The 18104-nt window shown below is 73.7% G+C and carries 18 protein-coding genes; 5 read left to right on the top strand and 13 right to left on the bottom strand.

The window, feature by feature from the left end:
- Nucleotides 1-42: 42 nt before the first annotated feature.
- Both ACTMTB_RS23850 and ACTMTB_RS23845 read right to left on the bottom strand, forming a co-directional pair.
- Nucleotides 43-2700: a glycoside hydrolase family 3 N-terminal domain-containing protein gene (locus tag ACTMTB_RS23850; RefSeq protein ID WP_441148456.1), complete on the bottom strand. Its 2658-nt coding sequence runs from the start codon at nucleotides 2698-2700 to the stop codon at nucleotides 43-45.
- Nucleotides 2701-2885: 185 nt separating this feature from the next.
- On the bottom strand, nucleotides 2886-3644 hold the full coding sequence (locus ACTMTB_RS23845) for a class I SAM-dependent methyltransferase (protein WP_441148455.1): 759 nt from the start codon (nucleotides 3642-3644) through the stop codon (nucleotides 2886-2888).
- Nucleotides 3645-3860: 216 nt separating this feature from the next.
- Between ACTMTB_RS23845 and ACTMTB_RS23840 the strand changes: the two genes are divergently transcribed.
- Nucleotides 3861-5417, top strand: coding sequence for a PP2C family protein-serine/threonine phosphatase (locus ACTMTB_RS23840; RefSeq protein WP_441148454.1), 1557 nt, complete (start codon nucleotides 3861-3863; stop codon nucleotides 5415-5417).
- 7 nt (nucleotides 5418-5424) lie between these two features.
- Here the strand turns inward: ACTMTB_RS23840 and ACTMTB_RS23835 are convergent, their stop codons facing one another.
- From ACTMTB_RS23835 to ACTMTB_RS23825, 3 genes are all read right to left on the bottom strand, one after another.
- Nucleotides 5425-5823: an ATP-binding protein gene (locus ACTMTB_RS23835; protein WP_441148453.1), complete on the bottom strand. Its 399-nt coding sequence runs from the start codon at nucleotides 5821-5823 to the stop codon at nucleotides 5425-5427.
- A 27-nt stretch (nucleotides 5824-5850) separates the two neighbouring features.
- On the bottom strand, nucleotides 5851-6183 hold the full coding sequence (locus ACTMTB_RS23830) for an STAS domain-containing protein (RefSeq protein WP_441148452.1): 333 nt from the start codon (nucleotides 6181-6183) through the stop codon (nucleotides 5851-5853).
- 194 nt (nucleotides 6184-6377) lie between these two features.
- Nucleotides 6378-7094: an alpha/beta hydrolase gene (locus ACTMTB_RS23825; RefSeq protein ID WP_441148451.1), complete on the bottom strand. Its 717-nt coding sequence runs from the start codon at nucleotides 7092-7094 to the stop codon at nucleotides 6378-6380.
- Between the two features lie 178 nt (nucleotides 7095-7272).
- On the opposite strand from ACTMTB_RS23825, the gene ACTMTB_RS23820 reads away from it, so the two are divergent.
- Nucleotides 7273-7827 (top strand): dihydrofolate reductase family protein, encoded by a 555-nt coding sequence (locus tag ACTMTB_RS23820; RefSeq protein ID WP_441148450.1) that lies wholly within the window; start codon nucleotides 7273-7275, stop codon nucleotides 7825-7827.
- Here the strand turns inward: ACTMTB_RS23820 and ACTMTB_RS23815 are convergent.
- Nucleotides 7793-10873, bottom strand: a complete 3081-nt coding sequence (locus ACTMTB_RS23815; RefSeq protein ID WP_441148449.1) for a BTAD domain-containing putative transcriptional regulator — start codon at nucleotides 10871-10873, stop codon at nucleotides 7793-7795. The genes ACTMTB_RS23820 and ACTMTB_RS23815 overlap by 35 nt on opposite strands.
- A 69-nt stretch (nucleotides 10874-10942) precedes the next feature.
- Between ACTMTB_RS23815 and ACTMTB_RS23810 the strand changes: the two genes are divergently transcribed.
- Nucleotides 10943-11707 (top strand): alpha/beta fold hydrolase, encoded by a 765-nt coding sequence (locus ACTMTB_RS23810; protein ID WP_441148448.1) that lies wholly within the window; start codon nucleotides 10943-10945, stop codon nucleotides 11705-11707.
- A 51-nt stretch (nucleotides 11708-11758) separates the two neighbouring features.
- Nucleotides 11759-12265, top strand: coding sequence for an ATP-binding protein (locus tag ACTMTB_RS23805; RefSeq protein ID WP_441148447.1), 507 nt, complete (start codon nucleotides 11759-11761; stop codon nucleotides 12263-12265).
- 98 nt (nucleotides 12266-12363) lie between these two features.
- Here ACTMTB_RS23805 and ACTMTB_RS23800 read toward each other — a convergent pair whose 3' ends face one another.
- Together ACTMTB_RS23800 and ACTMTB_RS23795 are read right to left on the bottom strand one after the other, a co-directional pair.
- On the bottom strand, nucleotides 12364-12798 hold the full coding sequence (locus tag ACTMTB_RS23800) for a hypothetical protein (protein WP_441148446.1): 435 nt from the start codon (nucleotides 12796-12798) through the stop codon (nucleotides 12364-12366).
- The gene (locus tag ACTMTB_RS23795; RefSeq protein ID WP_441148445.1) at nucleotides 12795-13244 is read right to left on the bottom strand and encodes a hypothetical protein; all 450 of its coding nucleotides are present in this window, start codon (nucleotides 13242-13244) and stop codon (nucleotides 12795-12797) included. Before ACTMTB_RS23795 ends, ACTMTB_RS23800 begins: the two co-directional genes overlap by 4 nt.
- A 440-nt stretch (nucleotides 13245-13684) precedes the next feature.
- Between ACTMTB_RS23795 and ACTMTB_RS23790 the strand changes: the two genes are divergently transcribed.
- Nucleotides 13685-14071 carry a DUF2267 domain-containing protein gene (locus ACTMTB_RS23790; RefSeq protein WP_441148444.1) on the top strand — a complete coding sequence of 129 codons (387 nt, stop codon included), beginning with the start codon at nucleotides 13685-13687 and terminating at the stop codon, nucleotides 14069-14071.
- Between the two features lie 100 nt (nucleotides 14072-14171).
- Here the strand turns inward: ACTMTB_RS23790 and ACTMTB_RS23785 are convergent, their stop codons facing one another.
- Genes ACTMTB_RS23785 through ACTMTB_RS23765 form a run of 5 tightly spaced genes read right to left on the bottom strand, consistent with a single transcriptional unit; the run spans nucleotide 14172 to nucleotide 18013 of the window.
- On the bottom strand, nucleotides 14172-15413 hold the full coding sequence (locus ACTMTB_RS23785; RefSeq protein ID WP_441148443.1) for a styrene monooxygenase/indole monooxygenase family protein: 1242 nt from the start codon (nucleotides 15411-15413) through the stop codon (nucleotides 14172-14174).
- Nucleotides 15414-15434: 21 nt separating this feature from the next.
- Nucleotides 15435-16022 (bottom strand): GTP-binding protein, encoded by a 588-nt coding sequence (locus ACTMTB_RS23780; RefSeq protein ID WP_357609899.1) that lies wholly within the window; start codon nucleotides 16020-16022, stop codon nucleotides 15435-15437.
- Nucleotides 16000-16344, bottom strand: a complete 345-nt coding sequence (locus ACTMTB_RS23775) for a DUF742 domain-containing protein (protein ID WP_154936744.1) — start codon at nucleotides 16342-16344, stop codon at nucleotides 16000-16002. The genes ACTMTB_RS23780 and ACTMTB_RS23775 overlap by 23 nt, the downstream gene beginning before the upstream one ends.
- A gap of 29 nt (nucleotides 16345-16373) precedes the next feature.
- Nucleotides 16374-16835 (bottom strand): roadblock/LC7 domain-containing protein, encoded by a 462-nt coding sequence (locus ACTMTB_RS23770; RefSeq protein ID WP_357609896.1) that lies wholly within the window; start codon nucleotides 16833-16835, stop codon nucleotides 16374-16376.
- Nucleotides 16835-18013 carry an ATP-binding protein gene (locus ACTMTB_RS23765; protein WP_441148442.1) on the bottom strand — a complete coding sequence of 393 codons (1179 nt, stop codon included), beginning with the start codon at nucleotides 18011-18013 and terminating at the stop codon, nucleotides 16835-16837. The genes ACTMTB_RS23770 and ACTMTB_RS23765 overlap by 1 nt, the downstream gene beginning before the upstream one ends.
- Between the last annotated feature and the right edge of the window lie 91 nt (nucleotides 18014-18104).

Genomic DNA, 18104 nt, shown 5'->3' with positions numbered 1-18104 from the left:
CGGCACCCGGGGTCGCGCCGGTGGTCGGCGCGGTCGGCCCGGTCAGGTGGCGACGCGGGCCAACAGCGTGAACGCCCGGACCGGATCGTCGGCGAGCTGGGCGCGGTCGGCCTCGGCGATCAGCGTCGCCCAGTCCGCCGGCGCGCTTCCCCGGACGACCGCCGCCTGGGCGGCCTCGCGGGCCACCGCGAGGATCGCGTCGTTCCGCGCGGCAGAGCCCTGACCCGTGCCGAGCTGCCGGCCGAGCGGCCGCAGCACCTCCGGCGCGTTGCGGAGTGAGCCGTCGGTGTTCCAGTTGCCCGGCGCCAGCGCCGCGCGCAGCTCCGGCCGCTGGTCGGCCACGGCCGCCAGCCCGGACCGGCCGTGGTCGGTGCGCAGTCCCCAGCCGAACGGGTACAGCGGTTGGTAGTCCCGGTCGCCGACGTTGATCGGCACCTGGGCCTCGCTGCGCGGCCAGGTCACCGGGAGGCGGCCGGTGAAGGGCCGCCGGCCGAAGAGGACGTCGGCGACCCCGGCGCCCTCGCTGCCGGGCAGCCATGACGCCACCAGGGCGTCGATCTTGCCGAGCTGGTCCGTCACGATCTGCGGCCGTCCGGAGACCACGAGGACGACGCACGTCTCGATCTCGGCGCAGACCTTGTCGATCACGGCCTGGTCGGCGGGCTGGAGGCGCAGCGACTTCTCCTCCTGCTGGGGCGTCGAGCACCAGCCGCACTCCGGGCCGCCGACGTCGCCGTACCCCTCGGCGTACGGCGTCTCGCCGACCACCACCACGCCGACGTCGGCGCCGGCAGTGGACGCCGAGGCGTCCGCGCTGTAGGTGACCCGGGCCTGCGGTGCCACCTGCCGGATGCCCTCCAGGATCGTGGTGCCGGGGATGAGGTCGCCCGACTGGCCCTGCCAGGTGATCGTCCAGCCGCCGGCCTGGTTGCCGATGTCGTCGGCGTTGCGGCCGGCGACGTACAGGTTGGCGTCGCGGCGCAGCGGCAGCGCCCGCCCGGCGTTCTTCAGCAGCACCTGCGACTTCGCCACCGCGTCCCGGCCGATCGCCCGGTGCTTCGCGCTGCCGACCTGGTCGACGTTCGCCGCCGAGGCGTACGGCTGCTCGAAGAGCCCGAGCTCGAACTTCTTGCGCAGGATGCGCCGCACGGCGTCGTCGAGGCGCGCCCGGCTGACCCGGCCGGCGGTCACCTCGGCCAGGAGCAGCTCCTCGAACTGCGGGGCGGTGTTCGGTTCCATGAACATGTCGGTGCCGGCGTTCACGCCGACCCGGACCTTGTACGCGGTCAGGCCGGTGTTGGTCGGCTCGGCCGGGTCGGGAATCTGGTGGATGCCCTCCCAGTCGGAGATCAGGAACCCGTCGAAGCCCATCCGGCCCTTCAGGACATCGGTGAGCAGCTCCCGGTTGGCGTGCATCTTGGTTGGGTTGCCGAGCCCGTCCTCGGTCCAGTCCACGCTGGAGAAGGAGGGCATCACGCTGCCGACGTGGTGTCGCCACAGGGCGGGACCGTAGGGCGAGAGGTCGGTCCGGGCGAAGTGGGCGCGGTCGGTCACCGTCACGCCCTGGTCGATGGGGTACCGCTGCTCCCACCACGGCTTGCCCTCGTTGGCGGCAGCAATGGCCTCGTCGTAGTCGGTGTCGCCGTCGCCGGCGTAGTGCTTGGCGGTGGCCAGCACCCGGTCGGCGTCGTCGAGCTGGCCGGCGCGGCGCCCCTGCAGGCCGTCGATGACGGTCTCCATCGGAATGACCAGCGCGGGGTCCTCGCCGAAGCTCTCGTAGCTGCGCCCCCACCGCTCGTCGCGGGAGACGCACACGCACGGAGCGAAGTTCCACGGGATGCCGGTGGCGCGCACCTCGGTCGCGGTGGCGTGCCCGACCCGCTCCACCAGGGCGGGGTCGCGGGTGGCCCCGAGGCCGACGTTGTGCGGGAAGACGGTGGCCCCGTACACGTTGCCGTGCCCGTGCACGGCGTCGATGCCGTAGATCATCGGGATCTGCAGTCGGGTGCTCAGGGCCTGGGCCTGGAACTCGTTGACCATGTCGACCCAGGCGGCCGGCGTGTTGGTGGCGGGCGTCGAGCCCCCGCCGGACAGCACGGAACCGAGCCGCCACTGCGCGACCAGCGTGGGATCGGCGGCCACGGCAGCCCGCTCGGCCTGGGTCATCTGGCCGATCTTCTCCTCGACCGTCATCCGGCCGAGCAGGTCGGCGACGCGCCGGTCGACCGGCAGCCTCCGGTCGAGGTACGGCAGGCCGTGCGCGTTGACCACCAGGGCCGGCTGGCCGTCGACGGTGGCGCCGGTGGAGCCCGTGGCGAGCGTCAGTGGGATGCTCTCGGCCGTCTCGGCCGTCCGGTCGCCGTGGACGGTGACGGTGATCGGCCGGGCGGTGCCGGACCGGCTGCCGGCCGGAAAGGTCAGTGCGCCGGCGGCGGGGGCGTAGTCGGCGCCGGCCGTGGCGGTGCCGCTGCCCGTGGTGTAGCGGACGGTCGTCGGGGCCGCCAACGGGCGTCCGTCCGACGTGGTCACCGAGACGGTGACCTCTGCCCGGCCACCCTCGCCGACGGTCTGGACCGACCGGTCCGCGGCGACGGTGACGGTCTGGGTGCTCGCGGCCGAAGCGGCCGACGCCGGCAGCAGCGATGCGGCCAGGACGACGGTTCCGACGAGTGCGACGCGGCTGCGCCAGCATGAACTCATGTGGTGCCTCCCTACGGGAGTCGGCCGCCCGCACCCTCTCGGTGGGGATCGCCCTCGTCCCGGTAAGGAATCCTTCCCAATCCCATCAGGGCGCGTCAATATTACGGCGCAATAAAAGTCGGGCGGAGGCGGGCGGCGGCACCGGACGGGGTGGCCGTGGCCGCGCGCGCTGTCGCCGGCGTCGGTCAGGCCAGGGCGGCCACGGCGGCGTCCGCGCCGTTGCGCCAGAGCACGCCGACCTCGCTGAAGCCGGCGGCGCGCAAGGCCGCCAGGTGCCAGTCCACCGGCGGGTTCCACTCCGGACTGTGCCCGGTCGGGTAGATCTGTCGCCGCTTCTCCACCAGGGGCGCGAGGGCCGGGTCCGCGGCGGCCTGCTCCCACCATCCGCTCCACGACTGGGCCGCCCCGGCGGCGTGGCGGGCCGTACGCCGCTGCCGGGCGCGGTCGGCCAGCCCGGCGGTCAGCGTGGGCAGGGCGTCGTCGGGCATGTGATCGGCGTTGACGAACACGCCGCCGGGGCGCAACGCGGCGCGGATCTCGCCGTACAGGGTGGCCAGGCGGGGGCCGTCGAGCCAGTGGAGGGCGGTGGCGGTGAGCACCGCGTCGTACCCGTGGTGGGGGAGCGCGGCGGTCCAGTCGGGACGGTTGAGGTCGGCGGTGACGACGGTGGCGCGGCCGGCCAGGGCGGCCTCGGCGATCGTGAGCAGGACCGGGTCGAGGTCGGCCAGGGTGACCTGCGCGTCCGGGTGGCGGGCGAGGGCGCGCAGGCTGATCGAGCCGGTGCCGCCGGCGAGATCCAGCAGCCGCAGCGGTCCGTCGCCGGCGATTGCGTCGGCGGCGTCGAGCAGCGCGGCGAAGCGGTGTTCCCGGTCCGGCAGGTACGCCTCCTGCTGCCGGTCCCAGCTTTCCTGCCAGGCCCGCGCGTCAAATTGGTAAGGAGTCATGACCCCGACGTTAGTTACCGGGAGGCGGGCTGTCGAGAGCTGGCGCGAACTTGTTGCCAACGATTGGCAATTGCAGCAAGCTGCCGATAGCGGGATGCGCCGGCGGTGCGCACCGCGCGGGCGGATCGATGTGGGCCGGGACGGAGATCCCTCGACCCGGACGCCGGCCGGGGTCGCCGGGACCGCTGTCCGGGGAGGGATCGCTACGCTGCTCGCATGGCAGACGAGGGCGTGTCGACCACGCATGCCGAGGTGGTGACATGGTCGGTGGACGACCCGATCGTGGCGGCGGTGCGGCAGGTGCTGGCGGCGATGCCGTCCGGGTGCAGCTGGCTGCTGCCGGTGATTCAGGACGGTGAGGTCGTCGACTTCCGCGTGGCCGCCACCAGCGAACAGGGCCGCGACGTCTACGGCCGGGGAGCCGGGCGGGTGGGCGGGCTGCTCAGCGCCCTCTATCCCGGCCTGGTCGGCGGCGTGCTGTGGCAGGCGTACCACCGGGTGCTGGCCAGCGGCGTGCCGGCCCGGGTGCCGGACTTCCGGTACGAGGGCAAGCAGGCCGGCGTGGTCGCCGACTCGGTGTTCGACATCAGCGTGCAGCGGGTGCTGGGCGGCCTGCTGGTGTGGTGGGAGCGGCTCGACGAGCACCAACGTCGGATGGAGCGTACCGAGCTGCTGGGCAGCCTCGGCTGGGCGGAGTACGACCTGATCACCGGCCTCAGCGAGTGGTCACCCGGGATGTACCGGATCTTCGAGCGTGATCCGGCGCTGGGCCCGCTGTCGCGGGCCGAGCAGTCCGCGGCGATCGTCCCCGACGACCACGGGCTGCGGGAGGCCGCCTGGCAGACGTTGGACAGCGGTGCGGCGTCGGACGTCACGGTGCGCTTCCGGGCGGGCTCGTCGGTGAAGTACCTGCGCATCCTCTCCGACGTCGCCCGGGACGCCGACGGCGCTCCGGTGAAGATCTACGCCGTGGTGCAGGACGTGACGGCCCGGGTGGCTTCACGTACCGCCATCGAGCGGCTCAGCGACCAACTGCACACCCGGGAGCTGACGGCGCTGGCGGAGCACCGCCTGGCCCGGCAGTTGCAGAACCTGATCCAGCCCGTGCCCCACGAGCCGGTCCCGTTGGCCGGCCTCGAGGTGCTGGTCGGCTACCTGCCGGCGGAGAGCGCCGTGCAGGTCGGCGGGGACTGGTACCACGCGCAGACGTTGCCCGACGGGCTGGTCGCGCTCGCCGTCGGCGACGTCGCCGGGCACGGCCTGGAGGCGGCCAGCGGGATGGCGCACCTGCGGTTCGCGCTGGTCGCCTGGCTCTCGATCGGCATCCGGGACCCCGGAGTGCTGCTCGGGCACATGAACCGGCTCTGCGGGCAGCTGAGGATCACCGCGACCGCGGTGGTCGCCGTCTACGACCCGCCGACCCGGTCACTGTCCTGGGCGCAGGCGGGCCACCTGGCCCCGTTGCTGGCGCGCGGCGGGACGACCGCCGAACTCGACCGGCCCGCGGGCATGCTGCTGGGCGCCGACGCCGACTCGACCTATCCGGTCGTCGCCCCACGGCTGCGCGGGGACGACCTGCTGCTCTTCTACACCGACGGGCTGGTGGAACGTCGGGTCGGCGACCCGGTCGACCTGCTCGGCCCGGTGATGCGGACGCTGTCCGACATCTCCCGTGACCCCGACGCGCAGACCCTGCCGCGGCTGCGCGACGTGCTGCACCAGCCCAGCCCGGAGGACGACACCTGCACCCTGGCCGTGCGCGTGCTGCGCTGACCCGTCCTCAGAGGTGGAACCGGAGCCGCACCACCGTCCCGGCCGGGGTGGGCTCGACGGCGACCTCGTCGCAGATCCGGGCGACGATCGCCAGCCCCCGACCGCGGATCGCCTCGGCGGTGGGCATCTCGCGGACCACCGTGCGCGGTCCGCCCTGGTCGACGACGTCGCAGACGAGCTGGCCCGCCTCGACCCACACCCGCACCAGGCCGCCCCCGTGGGTGTGCTGCAACGTGTTGGTCGCCAGTTCGCTCACCGCCAGCGCGAGCAGCTCCACCCGGGCCGCCGGCAACCCCCGGGCCAGGGCCCGGGAACAGACGAACGCGCGGACGTGCACCAGGTCGTCGGCGTGCGCGTACGGCATCGCGGCGACGGCGGAGGACGGGCCGGCGGGACGGTCAGACATCGTCGTCCTCCACCGGCCGGCGGGCCGTCACCGCGGGTCCACGCCGTCGTCGGTGGGCGGTCGCAGCAGGTCGGCGACGCCGGTGATCGCCAGGACGTTCGCGACGGGCCCGCGGGCGTTGACCACGTACAGCCGGCCGCCGGCCGCGCGGGCCGCGTGGTGGGCGGTGACCAGGCCGTGGATGCCGGTGGAGTCGAGAAAGTCGAGCGCCCCCGCGTCGACCAGCACGACCGGGGCACCGGCCACCGCGGCCAGCAGCACGGCCGTGAGCTCCTCCCGCGCGGCGAGGTCACACTCGCCGGCGAGCCGCACCACCGCCCGCCCGGGTTCGGTGGACGTCCTCGCCTCGAAGTGCGCCATAGGGCAGCTCATCCTTCCCCGCGCGGAGCAGTCGGCCGGTTCGCGCACATGATGTCACCTCCCCGGCGAACGTCGCGCCCGGCGCGGCAGCCCGATGTTCCGCCACGGGACACCGGGTGGCGACCTGGCCGCTGGTGACCGCCGCCGGCGTGGCTCCGCCGCAGGTGGGGGCGGGTGGCGAACGCTCCCGCGGGTCAGGCGGCGGGCTCCAGCCAGGCCACCGCCCGGCGCGCGGTTGCCTCGGGTACGTCGTGCCCACCGTCGAACTCGTCGTAGGTGACGTCGTAGCCGAGGGTCTGCAAACGCGGCACGAGGGTCCGGCTGCACCGGTCGATCGGCAGCACCCGGTCGGCGGTGCCGTGCGAGATGTAGACGCGCGGCGTGCCGTGGGTGAGCAGCGGGGCGGCGAAGCCGGGAGAGAAGGCCAGGACGGCGTCGAAGACGTCGCCGTTGATCAGTCCGATCGACAGCGCGTACGAGGCGCCGTCGGAGAACCCGCCGATCAGCATGCCGGCGATCGGGTAGCCGGTGACGATCTCCTGGAGCACCCGGTCGATCCGCCGTACGTCGGGGCCGAAACCGACCCCGATCACGTCCCAGGTCGCCGCGGCGGACTGCGGTGCGACGAGCAGCAGGCGTTGGTCGTCGGCGACCGGCAGCATCAGCTCCAGGGCCTGCCGGGGTGACCCGCCGGCGCCGTGCAGCAGCAGGGCCAGCCGGTACGGGCCGCCGTCCGCCGGCGCCGGCACGTAGGCCTGGGCGACCAGCTCACCGTCCGGTGCGTCGAACGACACCAGGCCGGTGCGGCCCGAGGCGGCGACCGGTGGACCCGGTCGTACGCTCAGGCGGCCGTGCCGGGAGTTCTCCTCCGGCTGCTCGTGCGGTCGGGCGGTCTCCGGGGTGATCGGCATGGGTGCCTCCGCTTCGGCGGGACTGTCCGGCGGGCTACCCGGTCCGGCGCGAAGCAATCCCGCCCCGGCGGGCGAAGTGGTCCGGCGTGCGTAAGGGCGCCTGAAGCGAATCGTAAGCGGGATCCGGCAATGTTTTGGGCGTCACCGGAGAGCACCACCGACATCCCAGGAGATCCCGATGCGCAAGCTCATCAACTCGACCTACATCACCCTCGACGGCGTCATCGAGAACCCCATGTGGACCATGCCGTACTTCGACGAGGAGGCCGCCGCCTTCGCCGCCGGGCAGACCAACGAGGCCGACGCGCTGCTGATGGGTCGGATCACCTACGACGGCATGTCCGCCGCCTGGCCGACCCGGGACGAGAGCGACCCGAGCACCGGCGCCGCCTACTTCAACAACGTCAAGAAGTACGTCGCCTCGACGACCCTGACCGACCCGACCTGGAAGAACAGCGAGGTGCTGCAGGGCGACCTGATCGAGGAGGTGACCCGGCTCAAGGCGCAGGACGGCAAGGCCATCCTCCAGTACGGCTTCGGCTCGGTCACCACCCAGCTGATCGCGGCCGGTCTGCTCGACGAGGTCCGGTTCTGGATCCACCCGGTGCTGGAGGGCGGCGACAGCGTGACGGCACCGCTGAAGGACTTCAAGGCGTCGTTCGAGCTGGTCGACACGAGGGTCCACCGCAGTGGCGTGATCATCGCCTCGTACCGGCCGACGGCGGCCCGCTGACGGACGCGCTCTCCAGCTGGGCCCGGGCCTCGCCCGGGCCCAGCTTGCCACCCTCGGCGACCAGCGCGTCGAAGCGGTCCCGGCCGAGGGCGGCGACCAGCCGTACCGTCACCCGGTCGGTCTCGTCGCGCTCCGCCGGCGCGGCCGGGGCCCGGGCGGCCTCCCGCGCGGCGGCCGCGGCGCCCAGCAGGCGGGCCGCAGCCTCGGGCGAACGCACCGCCGAGGCCATCCCCTCCAGCGCGTTGACGGCGTCGCGCGGGGACTCCATCGCCTGCGCGGCGTCGAACGCCTCGACGTGCAGGGCCAGAGCGGCGGCCGGGTCGCCGTTCTGTTCGGCCGCGTAGCCCAGCTCGACCAGGACCATCGGCAGGTACAGCGCGGGCTGCGTCTCGCGGCGGCCCTGCTCGGCGATGCGGGTCAGGTGCGTGACGGCCACGTCGAGCTTGCCCTCGCGGCGGGCGGCCAGGCCGAGGCCGATCTCCGCGAAGATCATCGCGTTCGGCGCGTCCTGCTCCACCGCCAGCTGGTACGCGCGTTCGGCCAGCTCCCGGCCCTGCCCGTAGTCGCGGGTCTGCACCGCCAGCCAGGCCAGCCAGGACAGCTTGCTGCCCACCTCGGGCCAGAGCGACAGCTCCTCGGCCCAGCGCAGCCCCTCCCGGTGCAGGGCGGCGGCGCGCTCGTGCTCGCCGCGCATCTCGGCCAGGCCGCCCACCCAGTCGGTCGCCTGCAACCGGCCCCAGCGGTCGCCGAGCTGCGCGAACAACGCCGCGCTGCGGGTACCGGCGTGCTCCAGCGTGGCCAGGTCGCCGGTAGCGTGGGCGAGCTTGGCCCGCGAGCTGAGCACGGCCGCCTCGGTCCAGGCGTCGTCGACGGTGGTGGGCAGCAGCTCCGCCGCCAGGGTCAGGTCGCTGCGATCGAGGACCGCGTTCGCGACGAACCACGCGGCCCGGCCGCCGGGGTCGCCGGCCAGGGCGGCGCGCAGGTCGCCCGGCGCGATCGGTTCGCCCTGCAGCAGCGCGAACCCGGCCCGCCACGGCGCGGCGCGCGCCTCCTCGGCCGGGTCGCCCCGCACCGCCAGCGCCCGCCGCGCCTCGGTGAGCCGGCCGCGCAGGAACCAGTACCAGCTCAGCGCGATCGCCAGGCGCAGCCCGCCGCCGTGGGCCAGCGCCGAGCGCAGGTTCGCCGTCTCGGCGTCGAGCCGGGCCAGCCACTCCTGCTGGTCGGCGCCGCGCAGCTGCGGGTCGGCGCGTTCGGCCAGGTCGGTGTAGTACGCCGCGTGCCGCGCCCGGACGTCGTCGGCGTCCTCGAGGCGTTCCAGGCAGAACGCGGCGACCGACTCCAGCAGCCGGTAGCGGGGGCTCCCGCCCGAGTCGTCCACCACCACCAGCGAACGGTCCACCAGCCGGGCCAGCGCGTCGAGGTCGGTCCGGCACACCTGCTCGGCCGCGTCGGGCGTGCAGCCGTCGCTGAACACCGCGAGCCGGGCCAGCACCCGGCGGTCGGCCTCGGCCAGCAGGTCCCAGCTCCAGCCGATCACCGCGGTCAGCGTGCGCTGCCGCGGCGGCATGTCCCGCTGCGCGGTGGCGAGCAGTTTGAACCGGTCGTCGAGCCGGTCCACCACGCCCTGCACGCCGAGCGCGCGTACCCGGGTCGCGGCCAGTTCGAGGGCCAGCGGCAGGCCGTCCAGCCGGCGGCAGAGCTGCGCCACCGCCGGCGCGGTCCGCTCGTCGAGGTGGAAGCCGCGGTGCTGCGCGGCGGCGCGGGCGGCGAACAGCCGGGCCGCGGCCGAGCGCCGGACCGCGTCGAGGTCCCGGTCGTGCTCGGGTACGGCCAGCGGCGGCACCTCCCAGAGCAGCTCACCGGTGAGGCCGAGCGGTTCCCGGCTGGTGGCCAGCACGGTGACGCCGGGCGCGTCCCGCAGCAGCCGGACGACCAGCGCGGCGACCGGCTCGATGACGTGCTCGCAGTTGTCCAGCACGAGCAGCAGCTGCCGGTGCCGGAGCACGGCGGACAGCCGGTCGACGGCGGACACGCTGGCGCCCGCCGCCTCGCGCAGGTCCAACGCCCCGAGCACCTCGTCGGCGACGCGCGGGTCGCCGACCGGCAGCGGCGCCAGCTCCACCAGGTGGGCGCCGTCCGGGAGGACCAGCTCGCGGGCGGCCTCGGTGGCCAGCCGGGTCTTGCCGACCCCGCCCGGCCCGACCAGCGTGACCAGCCGCTGCCCCGGGAGCAGGGCGCGCAGCTCGGTCAGCGCCTCGGCCCGTCCGACGAGCCCGTCGAGGCGGGCCGGCAGGCTGTTCCGGATGATCGCGGCCTTCGGCGGGGGGCTCAGGCCGGCGTCCTGTTCGAGGATCCTGCGGTGCAGGGCGACCAGCTCCGGCCCCGGGTCGAGGCCCAGCTCGTCGACGAGTCGGTCGCGCAGGTCGGCGTAGCTGTCCAGGGCCTCGGAGGTACGGCCGGCCGCGTAGAGCGCGCGCAGCTGCAACGCCCGCAGACCCTCGCGCAGCGGGTGCCGGGCGACCAGCTCGGCCAGGTCGGCGGCGACCAGGTCGTGCTCACCGCGCGCCATCCGGGCGTCGGCGAGCCGTTCGTGCACCACCAGGCGCTGCTCGGCCAGGCGGGTGGCCTCGGCGCGGGCGAACTCGGCGTCGGCCACGTCGGCGTACGCGTCGCCGCGCCACAGGGCGAGGGCGGCGGTCAGCCGGTCCACGTCGGTGGCGGTGGCCAGTTCGGCGAACCGGTCGGCGTCCACCGCGCCGGTACGCAGCAGGTAACCGGGCGGTCGTGACTCGACCAGCTCGCGTGCGCCCGGCTCGGCGTCGTTGAGCGCCTTGCGCAGCTGGGACACCCGCACCTGGAGGGCGCCGGCCGGATTGGCCGGGACGTCCTCACCCCACAGGTCGTCGATCAGGCGGTCCGCCGAGACCACCTGGTTGCGGTGGGCCAGCAGGTCGGCCAGCAGCACCCGCACCTTGGTGCCGGGTACGACGACCGGCTCGCCGGCGTCGGTGCTGACGGCGAGCGGCCCGAGCACCCCGAACTGCACGGCGGCCATCCTATCGACGTGGAAGGCGATCTGAAGCCGACCGTAAGCGCCGTGGCCCACCGTGGGCACATGGACATCCACCACGAAGAACACGGCACCGGCGAGGGCCGCCCGGTCGTCCTCGTCCACGGGGCGCTCTCCGGCATCGGCACCTCGTTCGGCAGGATCCTGCCGCTGCTGGCGAAGAGCCGGCGGGTAATCGCGGTCGAGCTGCAGGCACACGGTCGCACCCCGGACATCGACCGTCCGCTGACCGTGGAGAACTTCGCCGCCGACGTGGTCGAGCTGCTCGACCGCCTCGGTGTCGAGCGGGCGGACCTGTTCGGCTGGAGCATGGGCGCGGCGGTCGCGCTGCGCCTCGGCACGGACCACGCGGACCGGGTCGGGCGGCTGGTGCTCGCCTCGGTGAGCTTCGACGACGCCGGCCTGCACCCGGGACTGTTGGACGGCATCCAGGACCTGCAACCGGAACACCTGCACGGCTCGGAGTTCCACGAGGAGTACCTGCGGACCGCGCCCGACCCGGCCGGCTGGCCCAACCTGGTCACCAAGATGAAGGTCCTGGACGCGAACCTGCCGCGGTGGACGCCCGAGCAGATCCGCGCGCTGGCCGCGCCCACGATGATCGTGCTGGCCGACTCGGACATCGTCCAGCCCGAGCACGCCGTGCGGATGTTCCGGCTGCTCGGCGGGGCGGTGGCCGGGGACCTGACCGGCCTGCCGTCCTGCCGCCTGGCCATCCTGCCCGGCACCACCCACACCACCATCCCGCACCGCGCCGACTGGCTGGCCCCGATGATCGACGAGTTCCTGGACGAGGATCACCGCGGGTAGTTGCCTTCTCGCAACGGTCGCGGAAATTTCCACCGTGGGTAACCTGCGAGCGTGAACGACGATGCTGCGGCTTTCGACCCGGGGCTGGTGAGCCCCCGGCCGACCGCGGTGTCCGTGCTCATGTCCGAGGACTTCACCGCCTCCACCGTTACCGCCCTGCGGCACCGGTTGCGGGCGGCGGTCAGTGGCGCGGGACTCGTGGGTGACGAGGGCTACGACTTCGTTCTCGCCGTGCACGAACTGGCCACCAACGCGGTGCGCCACGGTGGCGGCCACGGCCACCTCGACCTGTTGCGCCAGGACGACGTGCTGATCTGCGAGGTCAGCGACCACGGGGTGACCGCGTCAGGTCTGCCGGTGCGGCTGCCCCCCGTCGACGTCGCCGGGGGACGCGGCCTGTGGCTGGCCCACCGGCTGAGTGAGGGCCTGCTGCTCACCCGAGGGGTCGACGGCGTCACCGCCACCGTGACCGCGTGCCTGGACGCCGTCGCCGGCCCGCCCGTCGTCGACGGCGCGACCGCCGAGCCGCACCGGTCCGCCGAGGACGACCCGCGATGACGCCGCGGTCGGGCTGACGGCACCGGATCAGCGCCGGCGATACCAGCCCGACGGTCGACTCCGGACTCCGCCCGGTGCCGGCCCGTCGGCGGTCGCCGTCAGGGTCGGCGGCGCGTCGGGTCGGGCCCCTGGTCCCACTGTTCGCCGCGCCTGCGGCGGTCCTCCCGTACAGCGCTGCGGATCGACCGCAGGGTGGCGTCGGGGGCGAAGATGAGCGCGTACCAGCGGTCGAGCATCGCGTGCAGGTCGCTGAGCGTGGCCGTCGCCCGCTCCGTCTGTTCCCGGGCCGTCCTCAGCTGCTCGCGGGCCGCCTGTGCCTCCGCCTCCAGCTCCGCCACCCGCACCCGCATCGGTTGCACGAGGGTCAGTGCCGCATCGGTGAGCATGTCCGCCGCCTCCGCCTTGAACTTGCCGCGTTGGGCCACGACGGCGGCGATGGCGGCCAGGCCGCTGGCGCCGCCGAGCACGCCCAGCACGGACAGGAGGACCTGCACCCACTGTGGCGCGGTGCTGGTGTCGGCCGGCGGCGTCATCGTCGGCCGCCGGTGGGACAGTTGCCGCTGTCCACGTCGGTGTTGCGGATCAGCCTCCGCAGGTCGAGCAGGATCTCCGTGGCGCGCCACCACGAACCCACCGCGACCGCGGTGATGAACGACGCCGCGGCGATCGCCATCCGGCCGGACATCACCACCAGGGCGACGGAGTACATCCCGGCGAGGGTGCCCAGCAGGAGCATCGCCGCGAGTTCGATGCCGAGGGCGGTGGAGACCCGTCCCGGCCAGGTCAGGCCGAGCAGGCCGCCCAGCCCGGCGACGACGAGGCCCAGTTCCCAGCCGATCCGGATCGGTTGCGGCATCGCCATCTCCACCGAGGGTGGGCGCACGTTGAGGGTGATCAGCAGGAGCCCGCACACCGGCGCGGTGACCAGGACGGTGTTCTCGAACGGTCGCCGGTTGCGCCAGATTCGCATGCTCTGCACGGCAACTCCCTGAGGTCGTTGCGGGTACCCCGTCGGGAGCGGTTGCCGGAGGCGTACGACCACGCAGGCCGGGGTGGCACCCGCTGCGGTACCAGGGTGTGACGACGAGCGCCATCGGTGGTCGACACCTCTAGTCATACCACCCGTTTCCGGTCGCCCCAACTGATGGGATCCGACATAAGCGCTGGTCAGGGGTGGCGCGAGCGGTCTCGGACGGGCCGCCGCGGGAGGTTGAAGGGGTGAGTCGAGCGACGTCCGGATGTCCCCTCTCGACTGTCGAGCAGGCGGCCTCGCCACTGTTCAGGAACAAGACACCTTCCGGGCAAATAGCCAAAAAAGCGCAAAACACCAATGAACCCGGTCACCAGGTGCCGACGGCGGAGCGTTTGCCGACCGTGGCCGCGGGTAGCCACGCTGCCTCGCCACCGGAAGGACGTCGCATGGCCGAGCTGAAGTTCGTCGAGAAGGTCGCCGCACGGGCGGGCGTACCGCCGGAGACGGCGCGGTCCCTGACCGAGGCCACCCTGGGCACCCTCACGCAGCGGATCAGTGGCGGCCAGGCCGGGGCCCTGGCCGGCCACCTCGCCGACGAGTTGAGCCCGTTGCTGATCAAGGGCACGGAGGATCCGGAGGTGTTCGGCTACGACGAGTTCCTGCGTCGGGTGGGCGACCGCGCCGGGGTGGACCGCGGGGTCGCCGAGCGGGGCGTACGGGCCGTCCTGCAGACCCTGCACCGGGTGGTCGGACACCGGGAGTTCGAAGACGCCATGGTGCAACTGCCGGCGGACCTCCGGGCGCTGGCCGAGCCCCTGCCCCACGGGCCCTGACCGACGCCGGCCCCCGGTCGTACCCGGGCCGGCCGGCGACGGTGGATCCCCCGGCGCGCCGCCGCGCGGCCGACCGGCGCCGGCCGGGGGTGGGGGCGGGTCAGCCGACGGCGACCGCGGCCAGGTACTGCTCCGCGCGGTCCGGCGCCATGAACCAGTCGTCCAGGTCGTTCGGGTCGCAGAAGCCGTAGGCGAACCGACGGGCGACCGCCGGACTGGTCGCGGCGGTGGCGAGGATCTGCTGCACGTGTGGGGGCAACGGCTGGAGCATGGCGTTCGTCCAGTGGGTGACCGCCTGGCCGGTGTCGGCCCAGAACCGCTCGAACGTCCGCTCCATCCACTCCGGGTCGAAGGGCTGGTCGGCGCGGTCCAGGATCGACCGCAGGTACGCGTCGGCGCACTTCGCGGCGGTGTTGCTGCCCTGGCCGGTGATCGGGTCGTTGGCGATCACCACGTCGGCCATGCCGAGGACGGCGCCGCCCGAGGGGAGTTCGCCGACCGGGTGGCGCACCGTGGGGGTGTACCGGCCGGACAGGGTGGCCCGCCCGTCGGTCAACTCCACCCGGGCGCACCGCTCGTGGATCCACGGCGTGTACTGCCGGGTCAGCTCCAGGGTCAGCCTGAGGTGCTCGGCCGGATCCCGCCGCTCCTGCCACAGGTCCAGCGGCCCGCCCGGCACCGCCTCCCAGAACAGGATGTCGCACGGTCCGGACATGGTGAGCGCGGGAATGACGAAGAGTTCCCCGAGCCCGGGCACCGCGTTGAAGCTGACGTGCGGCTGCGGCCACAGCGGGTCCGGCGTCATGCCGTGCACGTACGCGACGGCCAAGCCGCGCTGTGGCGTCGCGTAGACCGACCGCTGCGGGTCACGGTCGAAGACACCCACCAGATCGCCCTTGCCGGCCGCCACGACGGTCAGGTCGTAGCGGCCGAGCCGGGTCAGCCCGTCCAGGTCGGCCGTGGTCACGCCCTGGTAGTGCACGGTGCCCCCCCGCTGCTCGAACAGCTCCAGCCAGGCGGCCATCTTCAGCCGCTGGTCGGTGCTCTGCGCGGGGTCGTCCAGCGGGCAGGGAACGCGCAGGGCCCGCTCGCCGGGCGGCGCGGACAGCGACACGTGCAGCCCCTGGATCTGCGGCGTCTGCTCCGTCCAGAGATCCAGGCCGTACCGGCGTTCGGTGTGCAGGGCGGCGGCGAACATGGCCTGTGTGCTCATCACCCAGCCACGGCGGATCTCCTCGGGCGTACGGGCCGACATGATGGTCACGTCGTAGCCCTCGGCGAGCAGGCCGAGTCCGAGCTGCAGCCCGGACTGACCGGCCCCGACGATCAGGATTCTGCGCATCTGTACCTCCAGGTGGGTGAGCTACCGGACCGCGCCGGCGGTGCTGGCCATGGTGTGTTCCACGACCGTCACCAGGGCCCGCGCGACCGACGAGGGGTCCCGGACGTCGCAGGCGACCAGGGGAACGTGGGCGGACAGTCCGAGGGCCGCCCGGACGTCGTCCAGGCGGTGGGTGAGCACGCCGTCGAACAGGTTGACGCAGACCACGAACGGCAGGTCGGTGTCCTGCTCGAAGTAGTTGACCGCGGGGAAGGACGCCTCCAGGCGTCGGGTGTCGGCCAGGACGAGGGCGCCCACCGCGCCGCGACACAGGTCGTCCCACATCGGCCAGAACCGGGGCTGGCCGGGCGTGCCGAACAGGTACAGCACCAGATCCCCGCCGATCGTCAGCCGGCCGAAGTCCATCGCCACGGTGGTGGTCGTCTTGTCGATCCCCGGATCGAGCCGGTCCACGGTCTCGCTCGCCGCCGTCATCCACGCCTCGGTGTTGATCGGCGGAATCTCCGAGATGGACTGCACGCACGTCGTCTTGCCGACCCCGAAGCCGCCGGCAATGACGATCTTCGCCGACGTCGGCAGGGGGTGCTCAGGCGAGCTGACGGAGGCCATCGCGGAGTCTCTCCAGAAGGCGGTGGTCGAACGGGGAGGCGGCGGTGTCGCCGTGGATGCACAGTCGGTCGGTCGCGGCGAGATCGTCAACGACCACCCGGGTCACCCCCAGCGACATGCCGCAGACGGCGGACAGCTCGGCGACCGACCGGGTCGTGCGGGCGTGCTCGTAGAGCGAACGGGGCTCTGGCAGCAGGCCCGAGGCGAACACGGCGTCGTAGTACGGCACCGACACCAGGGTGTGCACCAGCAGGTGCTGCCGGGTGCGGGTGCGCCCGCCGGTGAGGACGTAGGGCCGCACCTTCCAGTACGGGGTGGGCATGGTGGAGACCTCCTTGGGCTCCGGGACGGTCAGCGGGCCGGCCGGCCGGCGGTGTGGCGGTGCAACTCGCTACGGACCTGCGGGGTGAGCGCGTGCCGGACGGCTCCGACGAACTGTGTCATCCGGTAGGCGACGACGCGGAGGTCGCAGCCGGCCGTGGCGGCCACGGCCAGGCCCGCCGACTCGCCCACCCGCATGAACAGCAGGTGCCCGTGGGGCAGCCGGACCGTCAGGTACTCCGACGTCCCCAGGTCGAGCAGGGCGGCGCTGCGGTCGGCGATGCTGAGCAGCCCGGAGGTCAGGGCGGCGAGCTGGTCGCCGAGGTCGCGGGGCACCCGACCGGACGCGGCGAGCTGCAGTCCGTCGAGGGAGACGAGCACTGCGTGGGTGACGCCGGGTACGTCGTCGGCGAACTGGCGGACCAGCCAGGCGCAGTCCGGCGGGCTCTGGCCGGCGATCTGCTGGTGGCGTGCGTCGAGCGGTCCGGTCATCAGGGGTGTCCTTCGTCGAGGGTGGCTGGTCGGGCGTCGCCGACCCCGGCGGCGAAGTCGGCTGTCTCATCGGGCCAGGCAGACCCGCCGGGCGCTGGGGCCGGGGGCTGGGGTGCCGTACCCGGTGGCGGCGGGCGGTGCGCTCCGGGCGAGGGAGTCTGCCCACGTACGCTCTCGCGTACCCGGCGGGGCAGGCCGCCGGCCGGCTCCGGCGGGCGGGTGTCCGGGGCCGGGCCGTCGCCGGCCGGCGCGGCGTCGAGGAGGGTGGCCAGGCGCACCGTCGGGGCGCGCCTGCTGTCGTCGGACCTGGACATCTGCGCGCTCCCTTGCGGGATTCCGGCCCAGACGGGTGGCCGGCCGCCCGCCGTCGTCGGCGCGGTGCCGGCAGGCCCCGGCCGGGCGGCGGGCGCCACCTCGCAGAGCAGGGATCCGGGGATCAGCACCGTCGCGGTGGTGCCGCCCGAGGGGCGGGCGGTGAGGTTGACCCGCAGCTGGTGGGCGCGCGACAGGTGCGCGACGACGAGCAGGCCCAGGTGGGCCGCGGGGTTGCCGGTGGCCGGTGCCGGCGCGGTGCCGGCCAGCATGGCGTTGAGCTGCGGTAGTTGGCCAGGGTCGATGCCCACGCCGGCGTCCTCGGCCCGGAGCAGCACGCTGCCGTCCTCGGTGACGTAGGCGGAGACGACCACCGACGAGGTGGGCGGCGAGAAGCGGGTCGCGTTGTCGAGCAGTTCGGTGAGCACCCGGATGACGTCGTCGGCGGCGAACTCGACGACGCCCAGGTCCACGACGTGTCCGACCCGGACCCGCGGGTAGTGCTCGATGGCCGAGGAGGCGGCCCGGACCACGTCGACCAGGGTGACGGTCTGCGGGCTGGCGTCTTCGACCCGGCGGCCCAGCAGCACCTGGAGGTTCTCCGCGTGGCGGCGGATGCGGGTGTTCGCGTGGTCGATGCGGTAGAGCCGTTCGAGCCGTTCCGGGTCCTGCTCGTCGGTCTCCACTGCTTCGAGGTGGCTGCCCATCTGGTACGCCGAGGCGAGGATGCGCAGCGCGAACTGGTCGCAGATCGCCGGCCAGAGATCCTCCGCGTGGTTCTCGGGTGGGGGTGGGCTCGCCGCGGCGGCGTCCGCCTGCGCGAGCGCGGGATCGAGCCACCGGGCCGCTCGCTGCCGCCACGTCATGCGTCGACGATGCGGTGCCGTCACTGTGGACATCTCGTCGTCTTTCACGAAATAGCAGACCTATCGGTAATCAGGGTTTCTGACACGGTGC

The sequence above is a fragment of the Micromonospora sp. L32 genome, from assembly GCF_052068055.1.
GTDB classification, from domain to species: Bacteria; Actinomycetota; Actinomycetes; order Mycobacteriales; family Micromonosporaceae; genus Micromonospora; species Micromonospora purpureochromogenes.
The sequence above is the reverse complement of the archived record's forward strand: the minus strand, read 5'-3'. Positions and strand labels throughout refer to the sequence as shown.